Origin of the sequence: Phyllobacterium sp. LjRoot231 (assembly GCF_964253365.1) — a bacterium.
Lineage (GTDB): Bacteria > Pseudomonadota > Alphaproteobacteria > Rhizobiales > Rhizobiaceae > Phyllobacterium.
Genome location: NZ_CAXUQT020000001.1, coordinates 2,423,452 through 2,438,179, shown reverse-complemented (window position 1 = coordinate 2,438,179; position 14,728 = coordinate 2,423,452). Strand labels below are relative to the sequence as shown.

General features: G+C 56.3%; 16 protein-coding genes. 4 read left to right on the top strand and 12 right to left on the bottom strand.

Features of this window, described 5'->3' with window-relative positions; genetic code table 11:
* Positions 1 to 94: 94 nt before the first annotated feature.
* The 3 genes from cobS to ACSQ3H_RS11940 are packed head-to-tail and all read left to right on the top strand — an operon-like array spanning position 95 to position 1,828.
* Entirely contained in the window at positions 95 to 868 is a 774-nt protein-coding gene (cobS, locus tag ACSQ3H_RS11950) for an adenosylcobinamide-GDP ribazoletransferase (RefSeq protein WP_436117268.1), read from the top strand.
* 18 nt (positions 869 to 886) lie between these two features.
* On the top strand, positions 887 to 1,117 hold the full coding sequence (locus tag ACSQ3H_RS11945; protein ID WP_436117267.1) for a DUF1289 domain-containing protein: 231 nt from the start codon (positions 887 to 889) through the stop codon (positions 1,115 to 1,117).
* Positions 1,118 to 1,123: 6 nt separating this feature from the next.
* Entirely contained in the window at positions 1,124 to 1,828 is a 705-nt protein-coding gene (locus tag ACSQ3H_RS11940; RefSeq protein ID WP_436119426.1) for a TIGR02281 family clan AA aspartic protease, read from the top strand.
* A 1-nt stretch (position 1,829) separates the two neighbouring features.
* Here the strand turns inward: ACSQ3H_RS11940 and dusA are convergent, their stop codons facing one another.
* Positions 1,830 to 2,786: a tRNA dihydrouridine(20/20a) synthase DusA gene (gene dusA, locus ACSQ3H_RS11935; protein WP_436119425.1), complete on the bottom strand. Its 957-nt coding sequence runs from the start codon at positions 2,784 to 2,786 to the stop codon at positions 1,830 to 1,832.
* A gap of 341 nt (positions 2,787 to 3,127) precedes the next feature.
* On the opposite strand from dusA, the gene ACSQ3H_RS11930 reads away from it, so the two are divergent.
* Complete coding sequence (locus ACSQ3H_RS11930) at positions 3,128 to 4,222, top strand: porin (RefSeq protein WP_436117266.1); 1,095 nt, start codon at positions 3,128 to 3,130, stop codon at positions 4,220 to 4,222.
* A 64-nt stretch (positions 4,223 to 4,286) separates the two neighbouring features.
* Here the strand turns inward: ACSQ3H_RS11930 and phnN are convergent, their stop codons facing one another.
* The 11 genes from phnN to ACSQ3H_RS11875 form a co-directional block, all read right to left on the bottom strand.
* Complete coding sequence (gene phnN / locus ACSQ3H_RS11925; protein ID WP_436117265.1) at positions 4,287 to 4,901, bottom strand: phosphonate metabolism protein/1,5-bisphosphokinase (PRPP-forming) PhnN; 615 nt, start codon at positions 4,899 to 4,901, stop codon at positions 4,287 to 4,289.
* 8 nt (positions 4,902 to 4,909) lie between these two features.
* Positions 4,910 to 6,049 (bottom strand): alpha-D-ribose 1-methylphosphonate 5-triphosphate diphosphatase, encoded by a 1,140-nt coding sequence (locus tag ACSQ3H_RS11920; RefSeq protein ID WP_436117264.1) that lies wholly within the window; start codon positions 6,047 to 6,049, stop codon positions 4,910 to 4,912.
* A gap of 2 nt (positions 6,050 to 6,051) precedes the next feature.
* On the bottom strand, positions 6,052 to 6,759 hold the full coding sequence (locus tag ACSQ3H_RS11915; RefSeq protein ID WP_436117263.1) for a DUF1045 domain-containing protein: 708 nt from the start codon (positions 6,757 to 6,759) through the stop codon (positions 6,052 to 6,054).
* Between the two features lie 65 nt (positions 6,760 to 6,824).
* Entirely contained in the window at positions 6,825 to 8,165 is a 1,341-nt protein-coding gene (phnE, locus tag ACSQ3H_RS11910; protein WP_436117262.1) for a phosphonate ABC transporter, permease protein PhnE, read from the bottom strand.
* Between the two features lie 7 nt (positions 8,166 to 8,172).
* A complete protein-coding gene (gene phnE, locus ACSQ3H_RS11905) occupies positions 8,173 to 9,132 on the bottom strand; it encodes a phosphonate ABC transporter, permease protein PhnE (protein WP_436117261.1) in 960 nt (319 codons plus the stop codon).
* A 69-nt stretch (positions 9,133 to 9,201) separates the two neighbouring features.
* On the bottom strand, positions 9,202 to 10,113 hold the full coding sequence (phnD, locus tag ACSQ3H_RS11900) for a phosphonate ABC transporter substrate-binding protein (RefSeq protein WP_436119424.1): 912 nt from the start codon (positions 10,111 to 10,113) through the stop codon (positions 9,202 to 9,204).
* Positions 10,114 to 10,198: 85 nt separating this feature from the next.
* The gene (gene phnC, locus ACSQ3H_RS11895) at positions 10,199 to 11,032 is read right to left on the bottom strand and encodes a phosphonate ABC transporter ATP-binding protein (protein ID WP_224508294.1); all 834 of its coding nucleotides are present in this window, start codon (positions 11,030 to 11,032) and stop codon (positions 10,199 to 10,201) included.
* Between the two features lie 226 nt (positions 11,033 to 11,258).
* Positions 11,259 to 11,969: a phosphonate C-P lyase system protein PhnL gene (phnL, locus tag ACSQ3H_RS11890; protein ID WP_436117260.1), complete on the bottom strand. Its 711-nt coding sequence runs from the start codon at positions 11,967 to 11,969 to the stop codon at positions 11,259 to 11,261.
* A gap of 9 nt (positions 11,970 to 11,978) precedes the next feature.
* Complete coding sequence (gene phnK, locus ACSQ3H_RS11885; RefSeq protein ID WP_436117259.1) at positions 11,979 to 12,755, bottom strand: phosphonate C-P lyase system protein PhnK; 777 nt, start codon at positions 12,753 to 12,755, stop codon at positions 11,979 to 11,981.
* Complete coding sequence (locus ACSQ3H_RS11880; protein WP_436117258.1) at positions 12,752 to 13,633, bottom strand: alpha-D-ribose 1-methylphosphonate 5-phosphate C-P-lyase PhnJ; 882 nt, start codon at positions 13,631 to 13,633, stop codon at positions 12,752 to 12,754. The genes phnK and ACSQ3H_RS11880 overlap by 4 nt, the downstream gene beginning before the upstream one ends.
* Positions 13,630 to 14,727, bottom strand: a complete 1,098-nt coding sequence (locus ACSQ3H_RS11875; RefSeq protein ID WP_436117257.1) for a carbon-phosphorus lyase complex subunit PhnI — start codon at positions 14,725 to 14,727, stop codon at positions 13,630 to 13,632. The genes ACSQ3H_RS11880 and ACSQ3H_RS11875 overlap by 4 nt, the downstream gene beginning before the upstream one ends.
* Position 14,728: the final 1 nt, after the last annotated feature.

Here is a 14,728-nt window from a genome sequence, read left to right as displayed (position 1 = left end):
TAGGAACCCCCGTCCTATAAGCGCTGGGAGAGAAAACGCAAAGGTCAATGCACGGCACAGAGTGTCGCGACCTCAGTGATTCAAAGGTTGCAGCATGGATTTGGTCAATGACACGATGCGGGCGCTGGCCTTTCTCTCACGACTGCCCGTCCCGCAGCGCTGGTTTGAAGGTTATGACGGCGCGCTCAGTAGCACGGTGCGCGGCTTTCCCCTGGCAGGTATGCTCATCGCCCTGCCCGCCTCGCTCGTGCTGCTGATCGCCCATGCCCTTGATCTGCCCGAGATCGTCACAGCGTCGTTGGTTGTTGTCGCATTGATCATCACCACCGGTGCATTGCATGAGGACGGGCTTGCTGATGTAGCTGACGGCTTCTACGGCGGGACGTCGATTGATCGGCGGCTGGAGATCATGAAGGATTCGGCGACGGGTTCTTACGGTGTACTTGCACTGATTATCTCTGTGTTCTTGCGGACAGCGTTGCTTACCACGATACTCGACGAGGTCGGTGTATTCCATGCAGTAGTTGTCGTCATAGGGACAGAAGCCGCCAGCCGCTCCGTGATGGCAAAATTCTGGCAGAGCCTGCCATCCGCACGGGCGGGCGGCGTCAGCGATCAATCAGGAATGCCAACTGCCGAAGCTGCCAATTTTGCCCTGATCCTTGGCGCTGTCGTTCTTGCAATCAGCTATGGCACTGCTGGCGGGCCACTAGCAATCGTCATCGCAGCATGTTTGACTGCGCTCGTGTTCCCCGGTTTCTCCTGGCTCTGCCATGAAAAGATCGGCGGACAGACGGGTGACACATTGGGGGCCATGCAGCAGCTCACGACAATTTCACTGCTGCTCGGGCTTGTCATTGCACTTTAACCGTACCAAATCTCCCACATGAGCATCATCGAGTCACCTTGCATCCTCGTCTGCGCCATCGATATGAAGACCGGTTTTTGCTTCGGTTGCGGACGTACGCGCGAGGAAATAGGTGCATGGTCGATCATGTCACCTGAGACTCGCCGCAGCGTCATGGCGGGCCTGCCCGAGCGGCTCGAAACCGTTGAGCGACGCCCGCGCCGCGAAACGCGGCGCAGCCGCATGGCGCGCGAAAAGCAAGAGAGCTGATTGAAAATGAGCCGCCTGTTCTGGATCATCATTGCCTTGATTGGCGCAACCCTGCTGCTGTTGATGGCGAACAATGACAGCGGCTCAACTTTGGGTATGGCGAACGATGATTTCGCCCGTTTCGCCTATATGGGCATCTGGGGCGTCGTCCTCGGCTCGTTTCTGCTCGGTTCCGGCATTCCTCTCAGCCATTTTCTGCGCAGTATGGCGATTTGGGTCGTCATTTTTCTGGCGATCGTTGCAGGCTACCAATACCGCTATGAGTTGCAGGATGTCGGACACCGGATAACGGCTGGACTGATTCCCGGAAGCCCTATTTCCAATCGTAATGGTAATGGAACAATCACAGTGACGCTGGCCAAGGCCGATAGCGGTCATTTCGAGGTTCGTGGCGAAGTAAACGGTGCGACGATACCGTTCATCATTGATACCGGCGCCTCGTCGATCGTGCTTTCGGCGGAAGATGCTCGCCGGGCAGGGCTCAATCCGCACAAGCTCTCCTACAAAACGCCTATCATGACCGCGAACGGCATGGCGACCGCGGCCAATATCACGTTGGACACCATCAAGATAGGTGCCATCGAACGCCGTAACATTCGTGCTATGGTGACCCAGGATGGCCAAATGGCAGGCAGTCTGCTCGGCATGAATTTCCTGAATACGCTCAGCGGCTTTTCCGTACGCGGCGACCGGCTGGTTCTTTCGGACTAACTCAAGCCGCTTCTTCCGTCGGCGCGATCCCGATCGCCGCATACGCCCGGCGGATCACAGCACTGGTTGCATCTGTCTGATTGGCTTCCGTCGACAGTATTTGCCGCCAGCGCCGTGCGCCGGCCGCGCCATGGAACAGACCTACCAGATGCCGTGTAATGTGCGACAATCGACCGCCGCGCGCTATATGAGCATCCGCATAATCGCACATGTGATCGATGATCGCATCCAATGAAGGGACCGCGTTTTCGCTGCCGTATATATTTCTATCGACGCCAAGCAGCAGCATAGGATTGTTGTAGATCGCGCGGCCAAGCATGACACCGTCAACATGATTCAAATGGTCAAGCGCTTCATCAAGCGTCTGAATACCGCCGTTGATCCCAATGAATTGACTCGGATTTTGCTGTTTCAGACGATAGACCCGAGCATAATCCAGCGGCGGAATATCGCGGTTTTCCTTTGGTGAAAGCCCCTTGAGCCATGCCTTGCGGGCATGCACCCATAACGCATCAGCACCAGCATGGAATACACCCCTGGCGAGTTCATCAAGAGCCGTTTCCGTATCCTGGTCGTCGACACCGATGCGGCACTTGACCGTCACGGGAATTGCGACCGCCTGCTTCATCGCCTCAACACTTGACGCAACAACGCGCGGCGTTTTCATCAGGCAAGCACCGAATGTGCCCGATTGAACGCGGTCGGATGGGCAGCCGACATTGAGATTGATTTCCTGGTAGCCCATGGCTTCGCCGATGCGTGCTGCTTCAGCCAGCTTGATAGGATCGGACCCACCGAGTTGCAGCGCAACGGGATGTTCCGCTTCGGCAAACCCAAGAATGCGCTCGCGATTACCGTGGATCGCAGCATCGGCAACGACCATCTCCGTATAGAGCAAGGCATGGCGCGTGAATTGCCGGTGGAAGGTCCGGCAATGCCGGTCCGTCCAATCGATCATCGGCGCTACCGCGAAACGGTAGCGCTTGTAGTTTTCGCTCGTATCAGCCTGGTTAATCACTATGGAAACGTCCGGTTGTCTGCTTGGCTCATGTAGTGTGCCAGCCGTTGCTTACCAACATCTGGACGTCCTCATAAAACGCAAAGCGGCAATTGTCCAATCCGCCGACTATACCGATCCCTCGTTGGAAACCACACCGTTTTTGGGTCGCGTTGTAAAATCGCAACAACAATTTCCGAACCCTCAGTTCGATAATAGTTCGGTTTTGCGCCTGCCAGCGAACAGGAATATGCATCGGTTGGGGACATGAGCTTGTGACTCTTTTTAATCGGAGATCAGAAATGAATATCAAGAGCTTTCTCCTCGGCTCTGCTGCTGCCCTCATAGCGGCATCGGGCGCACGCGCTGCAGACGCAGTGGTTGTGGCCGAGCCAGAGCCCGTCGAAAACGTCAAAGTCTGTGATGCCTATGGCGCCGGCTTCTTCTATATCCCCGGAACCGAGACTTGCCTTAAGGTCGGCGGCTATCTGCGTTACGATGCAGCCGCAGGTGACGATGTCTATGTCGGCGGTCACGTCGGCGGCGAGCACGACACTTGGAGCAAGAGCACTCGTACTGATATTCGTTTTGACGCGCGCTCCGAAACCGAACTCGGTACCTTGCGCTCCTATGTTGACGGCCGTTTCCAGTACACCAACGGCGAAGACGATGGCGCTACTCTTCATCAGGCATATATTGAGCTCGGCGGTTTCCAGATCGGCGTCAACGACGCTATCTTCGGTTCATGGGTCGGCTACGCAGGCGATATCATCAATGACGATGTGATCCAGTATGGCAGTGATAGCTTCTCCAGTAACGAGATCAGCTATACCTACAAGGCTGGCAACGGTTTCTCCGCCATCATCGCCGCTGAACAGGGCTCAGAGGAAGGGGGATATGATTACACGATCGACGATTACATGCCCCATGTCCTCGCAGGCGCGAAATTCGAACAGGGCTGGGGAACGATCTCCGGTATTATCGGCTACGACTCCGTGCAAGAGGCCATAGGCGTCAAGGCGCGTTTGGATGTGAAGTTCACCGACACGATCTCCGCCTGGGTAATGGGAGCCTATCAATCCGATTATGACCCGAACTCATTCGTGACCAATATCAACAAGAACTGGTATGGCTTATGGGAGGGCGACTGGGCGGCATGGGGTGGTTTTGCCGCCGAGGTTTCCGACAAGGCGATGATCAACGGTCAGGCTGCTTATGAATCTGAAGGGACATACGCTCTCGCTCTCAACGTGGCTTACGAACTTGTCCCGGGCTTCACGATCACTCCCGAAATCGACTACACCCAGTTTGACGGTGCCCGTAAGGATCAAGCCATTCTTAATGGCGGCAGCGATGACGCATTCGGCGGTACCATTCGCTTCCAGCGTGATTTCTGAAGAGGACAGATAAAGCGATCCGGGGGCAATTGCCTCCGGGTTTCTTGCGGCCAGGAGACCGGGGCTAAATCTGTTCTGAAACAGCAGCAAACGCCGCGGACTTTTTGAGAATTGCAACGAACGCGTCACCAGCATCTGAAACCGCCCCGGAATTGTCGATCATGATCGCATCCTCCGGATCGCAGGGATTGGGGGCGGCCCGCATCAGACGGCGCTGGATTTCAGCAGCGTCTTCGCGTCCGCGCGAGGCGAGCCGCTTCGCCAGAACCTCATGCGACGCGGTGATGTGAACCACGATGAAATTGGCATAGGCTTCGCGGAGCGCAGGCAAAACGCCGCGCGAGACATTGGCAATCGCCACGGCTCCGCGCTCGATCTCGTCGTCAACAGATTTCGGCAGGCCATAATGAAGGCCGTGCGCCTCCCAGAAATGCGAAAACTCCCCTGCCCGTTTTGCCGCCAGGAACTGCTCTTCGCTCAGAGTGTCATGATCTTCCGCATCTACCGACGACGGACGGGTCACCACGCGGCGAACGAAATGAAAGCCCGGCTGATCGTTAAGCGCAGCGCGAGCGAAATCAATGATCGTGTCTTTTCCGGCGCCGCTCGGCCCGACAACAGCAACGAAGGCACCGTTGCGCAGTGGTGCAGATGCGGGGTTGAGCGCGCGCTCTATCATTCCCGCCATCATACGACCCGGCGACCTTCCCGCCAGACTGTACGCACCACTGGAATATGCTCATCGACACGAACCCGCACGAGATCGGCACGCTTGCCGATTTCGATTACACCGCGATCCTTGAAACCTACGGCCTCTGCAGGGTTTTTGGTCACCAGACGCACCGCATCCGGCAGCGTGATCCCCTCGACGGTTTCGCCGAGGAAAAAGGTCGATTGAATAAGACTGAAGGGGATGTAGTCGGACGATAGAATATCGAGATGACCATGTTCGGCCAGTTCCCGTGCAGACACATTTCCCGAATGCGAACCGCCGCGTACCACATTCGGTGCACCCATCAGCACTGAAAGTCCGGCCTGTTTCGAGGCGGCGGCAGCTTCGAGCGTCGTTGGAAACTCTGCCACGTGAATGCCTTGCTCCACCGCTTCATCCACATGGGCACGCGTCGCGTCATCATGGCTGGCCAAAACAATCCCGCGCGCGCGGCATAGCTCGGCAATTGCTTTGCGCTGAGGTCCAGAATTCTTCGCAGATTCTGCCATACGCTTTTCACAGAACGCATTGAATTCCTTGTCCGAGAGCTTCAGCTTACGCTGGTAATAATAGGCATAGGTTTCCAGACTGACGAACTGCCGCTGACCAGGTGCATGATCCATCAAAGAGGCCAGCCGGACGCGGCTGTCATTGTCGAAGTGAGCGAAACCCTCGAGACAATCAGACGCCGACACTTCACAACGCAGATGGATGTAGTGATCGGCGCGCAAACGGCCCTGTTCGACACTGTCTTCAATCGCATCGGCAAGCTTGCGGCTTTCGTCCGCGGACATGTCCGCATCTTCATCGAGCCCGACCCGCAAGGCATCGAAGACCGTAGTGATACCCGACGTGGCGATCTGTGCATCGTGGGCAAGCACTGCGGCAATCGGATTCCAGCGAACCCGTGGACGCGGCATATAGTGACCCTCGAGATGGTCCGTATGCAGTTCGATCAGCCCGGGAATGAGATAATCGCCTTCGAAATCCTCGCCGCCAGAAACAGAACCTTCAGAGATATCGGCAATCTTGCCATCTCTGATCACAACCGTCCCGGAGATGACATCATCTTCAAGGACAATTTTCGCGTTGTTCAAGATCAATTCGGCGGACATTTTTAGGCAGTCTTTCTTCTGTTGGTTCCTGCAAGCGGATGCAGCGAGTGTATTTCAAAGGGGAAACCGGGCTCGGCTTCGGTAAAAAGTGCCAGATTATTGATTTCAACAGGCTCTTCCAGAACCGGCTCAAGGAATTCGCTCAAAATCCGCTCGATTTTAGGGCGGTCGCGTTCTGGCACAGTATCGGTAAGCGTCATGTGGAAACGAAAATCCTCAAAAACATAGGGATAACCCCATTGTTCGAGATTTCGCCGCTGCGACACTGTCATTCTGTCTGGATTGCGCCGTTTGATTTCCTCTGCAGTTGGAGGAGCACGGAAGCGGTCAAACGCGACGACAACGTCATTCGCCAGCTGATTGAGGCGCGCCAACGGTTCTTCCGGAACCAGTGCAAAAAATCCGTCGAGGTTGGCGATCTGCAGTTTCGGAATCTCGACTGGATCAATGGATGAGGCAAAATGCATAAGAGCCGACAAAAGCTCTTTTTCCTCAAAGCCCTGGGCAAGATGAAACGGGGCCTTCAAGGTACCATGGAAGCCATAGCGACGTGCCGATGCCGTCAAGAGCGTGAAATCCTCATGAGCCAGATCGCGAATCTGCGGCGGCCTCACCGGCTGACCGGTAAAGGCATTTCGGCCAAGCCAGTTCGCCGCGACTTTCAGAAGCGGGTCACTTGATGGCGGCGTGAAATAAATTGCATAGCGCATGCTGATTCCTCCGGAACATCCTCGCGTTACGCTTTGATTATGACAAGCCTTTGAACGTCGCCAATTTAATGCTGTGGCCTTCCGATCAGCCGTGAACGCAGTGCATTGGATATGCCATCGAAAATGAACACCACCAAAAGAATGAGCAGAACCATATAGGCGACGTTTTCCCAGTTCTTGTTGGTACGCATCGCTTCCCAGAGCTTGAGACCGATACCGCCGGCCCCAACCGCACCGATAATTGTCGCGCCGCGGATATTCGATTCCCATTGGTACAGCGTCTGGCTGATCATGACCGGCACGACCTGCGGCATCACACCGTAGCGCTGGACGAGGACGTGGTTTGCACCGGTCGACTGGACACCTTCGCGCGGCTTGTCATCGATGTTCTCAAGCCCCTCGGAGTAAATCTTCCCGAGCGTACCGGTCTCGGTCAGGAAGATCGCAGCACTGCCCGCAAGCGGGCCCGGTCCAAATGCGCGGGTGAAGAACAACGCCCAGATCAGCATGTCGACCGAGCGCAGAAAATCGAAGAAGCGCTTGAACGATTGATTGACAAAGCGGCTTGATGTGATGTTGCGGGCAGCAAGGAACGCCAATGGAAAGCTGACAACCGCACCTAAAATTGTTCCAAGGAACGCCATGATGATGGTCTGCAGGAGTTTGACCCAAACATCCCCGTGCTGCCATTCGCCATTGTTGAGGAAGTTGTCGACTGCCAGCGACAGGTTTGATCTTCCGGGCTCGATCTGGGGCCTAGTCGTGATGAGACTTATCACCTCGCCGGCCGATTTTCCAAAAAAGGGTGATTGCGGATCGAAGATGAAATTGGCCCAGCCGAGAAAACGTTTGCGGATCTTGACGCGGTCAGCCTCGACACGCACTTCTCCGGCAAAGCCCATATCGGCAACGACATCTTCATCATAGACGCTGACCCAGGATGGTAAATTGCCTGAGACAACAGGTTTCCCGCCCGATAGCTCCACCCGCACAGACTCGCCATGGGCGATCAGCGTTGCTTCAGTGTCGCTGAAAGTCACTGCCCGGTCTGGCCCGCGAATTTCAACGGTCATGGTTCGATCGCTGTTCTGCCTCACCCAGTCAGGGTTCGGATCATTGCCCAATGGTGAGAACCGTGGATATTTCGGCGTGATGGTGTCGCCTTCTAGCCTAAATTCAGCCTGCACGTCGTAGCTGATCCATTGGCTCAGATAGATGCCAACGCGTTCCCAATGGCCTTCCGATATGGCCTTGGGAACCTCGAAGAACCAGACGGCGTAGACACCGTAGAGGAACAGGCTGATAACCATTAACAAAGGCGCGAAGCGCTTGAAAAAGGAGCGCTGGAAGACCTCGGGATAACGTCCCTGGATTGATTCTGCCTGGCTTGCGTCGATAAGGGTCATGGCATCCTCAATGCTTCAGAAGGAAGGCGTTTTCGCCGACCAGCCGGCGTCGCAGCCATGCAGAAAACTGATCAACGGCAAAGATGGTGACAAAGAGCAGCAGCACGAGCGCCAAAGTCTTGGCGCCAAAACCGCGTGAGATCGAAAGCTTCAGTTCTTCACCGATGCCGCCCCCTCCGACGGCGCCAATGATAGTCGAGGCGCGAACGTTGATTTCAAGCCGCAGCAGTGCATAGGACATGAAATTCGGCAATACTTGCGGCAATGCGGCAAACCGAACGCGTTCCGTCCAGCTGGCGCCAACGGATCGCATGCCCTCATCCGATCGCATATCTACATTCTCAACAACTTCGTAGAAGAGTTTACCCAGCGCGCCGATACAATGCAGGCTTATCGCGATGATGGCGGCGATCGGTCCAATCGAAAGAATGGCGGAAAAAAGCCCTGCAATGACGATCTCTGGAAAGGCGCGTAGCAATTCCATGAAACGCTTGACCACGATGCGGATTGGATTGGCGGGCGTAAGATTGCGCGCAGCCATGAAGCTGAGTGGAACCGCGAAAATGAACCCGATAATGGTCGAAACCAGCGCCACGTTGAACGTAATGATCATCAGCTCGAAATACTCGGGAATATAGAAATCGCCCCAGATATAGACCCGCCCTAGATCAAAATTGAACTCCTGACCGCCCTTGTCGTTGGGGCTTGCGATATCGAAGAGTGCCCGCCACACATCGCTCCAGTCCTTGGGTACGAGCCAGCTGAGAAAATCGAAGAGGTGGGGGAGACGATCGAAGAAATGGCCGGCATTGCTTTCATCGGCAAAACGGACGGAGCCCACGAACCCGATGAACAGCACGAGCAGTCCGAGGCCCGTATACATCCGGCGACGTGCCACGACCTTTCGCCACGACTCGGCTATGTCGTGCGAACTTTGTAGTTGCGGCTGAGTGTCAGCAAACGTCATGAGTTGATCCGCATGGTACGCACAAAAAAGGGGTGGCCGTCACCAGCCACCCCGTGATGATCGCCAGCCTTAGCCGCCGATTGCGTTCTTGCGGATATCGATGACCGCATTGTAAAACTCGGGCTTCACAGGATGGTAACCCTTGAAGTCACCGCCTTCGACAGCTTCGAAGCACTTCTTGTCGGTGGTTGGCAATTTCAGGAAGAAATCGGCGAGTTTGGCATGCCATTCATCGCCGATACCATTGCGAACAACCAGCGGGCCATTCGGAATGAGCGGCGAACGCCATACTTCGACCAGCAGGCTCGGATCAACGGCGCCCTTATCGACTTCCTTGCGGAACGTACCGGAGGTGTAGCCATCCTTGAAATCGCCGAGACCCGAGGAATCGTCTACAGCAACGTCGACTTTGCCGTCATAAGCGGCCAGTAGATTGTTCTCATGACCGCCATTGAACTGTGTCTTGGCAAAGAACTTGTCGTTCGGCATGCCAGTGGTCTTGGGGATCTGGGTCAACGGAACGAGGTAACCGGAGGTTGAATCCGGATCGGCGTAACCGAGGATCTTGCCCTTGGCGTCGGCGATCGTCTTGATGCCAGAATCCTTACGGGCGAGACCAATGGAATAGTAGCCGGTCGAGCCGTCAGTCTGCTGGGTGGTGAGAATTGGTGTAACGGCCTTCGGGTCCTTGATGTAGACCGCAGCGTAGCCGGAAGCACCGAGTTCGGCGAAGTCGAGCGTACCGCCGAGGAGGCCCTGGATCACGCCATCATAGTCAGCTGCGGGAAACAGCGAAACCTTTTCAAAACCAAAGGTTTGCTTGAGGTGATCCGCAAGGCAGCCGAAATTGCGCAAGCGGTCGGTTTCGTTTTCGCCGCCGAGGATGCCAATGCGGAATTCCTTGAGGTCTTCAGCGCGGGCCATTGTACCAGTGAACATCGCGCTGAGCGCGATAGCACCGAGAAGGGCTTTTTTGAACAACATGGTTCTCTCCTGTCAAACGTCCAATGAGTTTGTGATCGGTTTCGTATGAGCCCGTAACGTGGGCGAGACGATCTCTTTACGCTCAACGCGCGGCCAGAATGGCCTCCAACTCCGGGATTGGCTTCTGCGGACCGCGTACGATACTCGTCGATGTAATGGCTTCTGAAAACGCATCCTTGAGGCCGTCCGCACCGTAAATGCGGCGGGCGGCTAGTTCAGTCAGATCATCCGGACCGCCATCGAAGACGATCTTGCCGCCCTGCATGCCGATGATTCGGCTGCAAAAATGCCGGGCAGTATCGAGCGTATGCAGATTGGTGATAACGGTCAGGCCTTCCTTCTCATTGATGTCGCGCAGCGACTCCATGACGACCTGCGCATTGCGCGGATCAAGCGAAGCGATAGGCTCATCAGCAAGAATGACTTTGGGGTTCTGCATCAGCGCGCGAGCTATGGCGACGCGCTGCTGCTGGCCTCCAGACAATGTGCCGGCTCTCTGGAGGGCCGTCTTGGCGATATCCAGCCGATCAAGAGCGGCGACCGCCATGGCACGTTCGTCATTGGAGAAGATGCCGAGAAGACTTTTAATCGTCGAACGATGGTTTAGACGGCCAAGAAGCACATTGGTAAGAACATCGAGACGCGGCACGAGGTTGAACTGCTGGAAGATCATCGCGCAATCGCGCTGCCAATTGCGCAAGTGCGACCCGCGCAGCTTGGCGACATCGGTTCCCTCGAACAGAATCGAGCCCTCGGAAGGATCAATAAGCCGATTGATCATACGCAGTAACGTAGATTTTCCTGCGCCCGATCGGCCAATAATGCCAACCATCTGGCCTTGCGGAATTTCAACATTGACGTTGTCGATGGCGATATTGCTGCCAAAGCGCCGCGTCACGTTTTCAATCTTCAGCATTCGTCGATCCCTTTTGGCCGTTGATCCGTCCTAGAGGGATTGTGTGAACCTGCGATGGCATTTTCATTTCAGTTACGTGACAACTGCGGATCGTATTCTCAGGCCGTGTGTTATCCACGGAAAACCCTATCTGGAGGGTGCAAATGATAACGGGAGCGGCACACAAATTTGCGTGATCCGCTCCCGAAAACCGGTGGTTTAAAAAATCGAATAGCCAGTGGTGAACTTAGGCCGCTACGCCATTCGGTACAGAAAATGCCGTGACATCGATGATCCTGTCGGCGACGGCTTCCCGTACATCCTGATCGTGGAAGATGCCGAGCATGGCGATGCCCGCCTCCTTCTTCTGCTGGATCATCGACACCACTACATCGCGGTTCTTGGCATCAAGCGACGCGGTTGGTTCGTCGAGAAGCAGGATCGGATGATCTGTGATGAAGCCGCGGGCAATATTGACACGCTGCTGTTCGCCGCCCGAGAACGTCGCGGGCGGCAATGACCACAGCCGTTCAGGCAAATTGAGCCCTGCAAGCAGCGAACCGGCCTTAGCCCGTGCGTCTGTGCGGTCGATGCCCCGCGCAATGAGGGGTTCGGCAACAACATCCAGTGCCGAAACGCGCGGTACTGTACGCAGAAACTGGCTCACATAGCCGATCATGTCGCGGCGAATGCCGAGCATCGTGCGCGGATCGGCGGCGGCAACGTCAATAAGCCGGTCGCGGTAGGGCACGATGATCTGACCGCGATCCACGGCGTAGTTGCCGTAGACCATCTTCAGGATCGAGCTCTTGCCCGCCCCGGAAGGCCCTCCAAGCACGGCGCATTCGCCCGCTTTAATGGAGAAGGAGACATTTGCCACGACAGGCAGACGGATACCATCGCGCAAATGCATGGTGAAGCTCTTGGCGACATCGGAAACAACGAGAGGTGTCGGCATGATTTTCTCCTAGACTTGCAGGATGGAGGAAACGAGAAGCTGGGTGTAAGGCGCCTGCGGATCATCAAGAACGCGATCGGTAAGCCCTGTCTCGACAATATGGCCATCCTTCATCACCATCATCCGGTGCGAGAGCAGACGCGCCACCGCAAGATCATGGGTGACGACGATGGCCGCCAGACCGAGATCGCTGACGAGACCGCGCAGAAGATCGAGTAGTCTTGCCTGGACCGACACATCAAGACCACCTGTGGGCTCATCCATGAACACGAGCCGCGGGTTGGTGACGAGGTTGCGGGCGATTTGCAGCCGCTGGCGCATGCCGCCGGAAAAGGCACGCGGCTGATCGTCGATGCGGTCGGCGGCAATCTCGACGCGACCCAGCCAATCGGTAGCAGTCGCGCGAATCTTGCCATAATGCCTGTCGCCCACGGCCATCAGCCGTTCGCCAACATTGGCTCCAGCGGAAACAGTCATGCGCAATCCATCGGCCGGATTTTGATGAACGAAACCCCAGTCGGTCCGCATCAGAAAGCGCCGCTCGGCCTCGCTCATGCGGTAGAGATCGCGAAATTGCCCGTCGCGCATCCGGTATTCGACCGAGCCGGTGGAAGGCGCCAAGCGCGTCGCCAGGCAATCCAGCAGTGTCGTCTTGCCTGACCCAGATTCACCGACAACGGCGAGAACTTCGCCTGGCCACAGCTCGAAGGAAACGTTCTGGCAGCCAATGCGGCTTCCGTAGAACTTCGACAGAGCGTTGACTTTCAGGAGTGGTGTATCGTTCATTCTGCTGCCTCCGCAGGATTGGCCGAAAGAAGACCGCGATGGCCCTCTGCCTGACGGTCTTCACAAAAATCCGTATCCGAGCAGACGAACATGCTGCCGCCTTTGTCATCGAGAATGACTTCATCAAGATAGCTGCCCTTGGCGCCGCAGAGCGCGCAGGGCTCCGAGAAGGTCTGTATCTCGAATGGATGATCCTCGAAATCGAGGCTGACAACTTCCGTATAGGGCGGGATGGCGTAGATACGCTTTTCGCGCCCTGCCCCGAACAGTTGCAACGCTGGAGAGTTGTGCATCTTCGGGTTGTCGAATTTTGGCGTGGGCGACGGGTCCATCACGTAACGGCCCTCTACCTTCACCGGATAGGCATAGGTCGTGGCAATGCGGCCGTGGCGGGCGATGTCCTCATAAAGCTTCACATGCATCAGCCCATATTCCTCCAGCGCATGCATTTTTCGCGTCTCGGTCTCGCGCGGTTCAAGAAAGCGCAGCGGCTCCGGGATCGGCACCTGATAGACGAGCGTTTGCCCAGCTTGCAGCGCAGTTTCGGGAATGCGGTGGCGCGTCTGGATGATCGTCGCCTCCGTCGTTTTTGTGGTCACCCGAACATTGGAAACCTTCTGGAAGAAGGCACGGATCGACACTGCATTGGTCGTATCGTCCGCACCCTGATCGATTACTTTCAACGTGTCGTTCGGGCCTATCACCGCGGCAGTCACCTGCACGCCGCCAGTGCCCCAACCATAGGGCATCGGCATTTCGCGAGAAGCGAACGGCACCTGATAACCTGGAATGGCGATGGCTTTGAGAACGGCGCGGCGGATCATCCGCTTCGTCTGTTCGTCGAGATAGGCGAAATTATAGGTCGCAAGCTCGGTCATTCTGCTGCCTCTTTGGTTTCGGTCTCGCGGCGTTCATGCTCGCCACGCATGCGGCGTACGAGGTCAAGTTCCGCCTGGAAATCAACGTAATGCGGCAGTTTCAGATGCTCGACGAAGCCTGTAGACTGCACATTGTCGCTGTGGGAGATGACGAATTCCTCGTCCTGCGCGGCAGCGGTAATGTCTTCGCCGAGTTCCCTCGCCCGCAATGCCCGGTCACACAGCGCCATCGACATGGATTTGCGTTCACTCTGGCCGAATACGAGGCCGTAGCCGCGGGTAAATTGCGGGGGCTGTTTGGATGAGCCCTTGAACTGATTGATCATCTGGCATTCGGTGACGCGAATGCGGCCAAGTGTCAGCGGGAAATCAAGTTCGTCAACCTCAAGCTCGATTTCGACTTCGCCGATACGAATTTCGCCAACAAAAGGGTGGCTGCGTCCGTAGCCTCGCTGTGTTGAATAGGCGAGACCGAGAAGAAATCCCTCATCACCCCGAGCCAGCGCTTGTAGGCGCAAATCGCGTTCGAGGGGAAAAGACATTGGCTCGCGGGTGAGGTCGCCTGTTTCCACGCCTTCGGGCATGTCGCCATCGGCTTCAATCATGCCGTCGTGGCCGAGAATATCGGTGACGCGCGGCGTGTGTTCGTACGCTTCAATACGACGATCGGGCGTCTCGACGGCCCCATCTTCGGCGAGTTCGGGATCGAGCAGACGATGCGTATAGTCGAATGTCGGACCGAGTAACTGCCCGCCTGGCAAATCCTTGAACGTTGCCGATATGCGCCGCTCGATCGCCATCTGCGCTGTTTCGACCGGCCTGGTATAGCCAAACCGTGGCAATGTGGTGCGATAGGCGCGAACGAGAAAGATCGCTTCGATCATGTCGCCACGCGCCTGCTTCACCGCCAGCGCCGCGAGTTCGGTGTCGTAGAGCGAACCTTCCGCCATGACACGATCGACTGCCAACGCAAGTTGTTCAACGATCTGATCGAGGCCAATTGCAGGCACTGAACGATCGCCGCGGCGGCGGTCGGCAAGCAGTTTGTGCGCATTGCGGATGGCTGCTTCACCGCCCTTGACTGCAACATACATG

Bases quoted from the DNA above. Each gene is read 5' to 3' on its own strand.
- cobS (WP_436117268.1), top strand. From the start codon at position 95: ATGGATTTGGTCAATGACACGATGCGGGCGCTGGCCTTTCTCTCACGA.
- ACSQ3H_RS11945 (WP_436117267.1), top strand. From the start codon at position 887: ATGAGCATCATCGAGTCACCTTGCATCCTCGTCTGCGCCATCGATATG.
- ACSQ3H_RS11940 (WP_436119426.1), top strand. From the start codon at position 1,124: ATGAGCCGCCTGTTCTGGATCATCATTGCCTTGATTGGCGCAACCCTG.
- dusA (WP_436119425.1), bottom strand. From the start codon at position 2,786: ATGATCGATTGGACGGACCGGCATTGCCGGACCTTCCACCGGCAATTC.
- ACSQ3H_RS11930 (WP_436117266.1), top strand. From the start codon at position 3,128: ATGAATATCAAGAGCTTTCTCCTCGGCTCTGCTGCTGCCCTCATAGCG.
- phnN (WP_436117265.1), bottom strand. From the start codon at position 4,901: ATGATAGAGCGCGCGCTCAACCCCGCATCTGCACCACTGCGCAACGGT.
- ACSQ3H_RS11920 (WP_436117264.1), bottom strand. From the start codon at position 6,049: ATGTCCGCCGAATTGATCTTGAACAACGCGAAAATTGTCCTTGAAGAT.
- ACSQ3H_RS11915 (WP_436117263.1), bottom strand. From the start codon at position 6,759: ATGCGCTATGCAATTTATTTCACGCCGCCATCAAGTGACCCGCTTCTG.
- phnE (WP_436117262.1), bottom strand. From the start codon at position 8,165: ATGACCCTTATCGACGCAAGCCAGGCAGAATCAATCCAGGGACGTTAT.
- phnE (WP_436117261.1), bottom strand. From the start codon at position 9,132: ATGACGTTTGCTGACACTCAGCCGCAACTACAAAGTTCGCACGACATA.
- phnC (WP_224508294.1), bottom strand. From the start codon at position 11,032: ATGCTGAAGATTGAAAACGTGACGCGGCGCTTTGGCAGCAATATCGCC.
- phnL (WP_436117260.1), bottom strand. From the start codon at position 11,969: ATGCCGACACCTCTCGTTGTTTCCGATGTCGCCAAGAGCTTCACCATG.
- phnK (WP_436117259.1), bottom strand. From the start codon at position 12,755: ATGAACGATACACCACTCCTGAAAGTCAACGCTCTGTCGAAGTTCTAC.
- ACSQ3H_RS11880 (WP_436117258.1), bottom strand. From the start codon at position 13,633: ATGACCGAGCTTGCGACCTATAATTTCGCCTATCTCGACGAACAGACG.
- ACSQ3H_RS11875 (WP_436117257.1), bottom strand. From the start codon at position 14,727: ATGTATGTTGCAGTCAAGGGCGGTGAAGCAGCCATCCGCAATGCGCAC.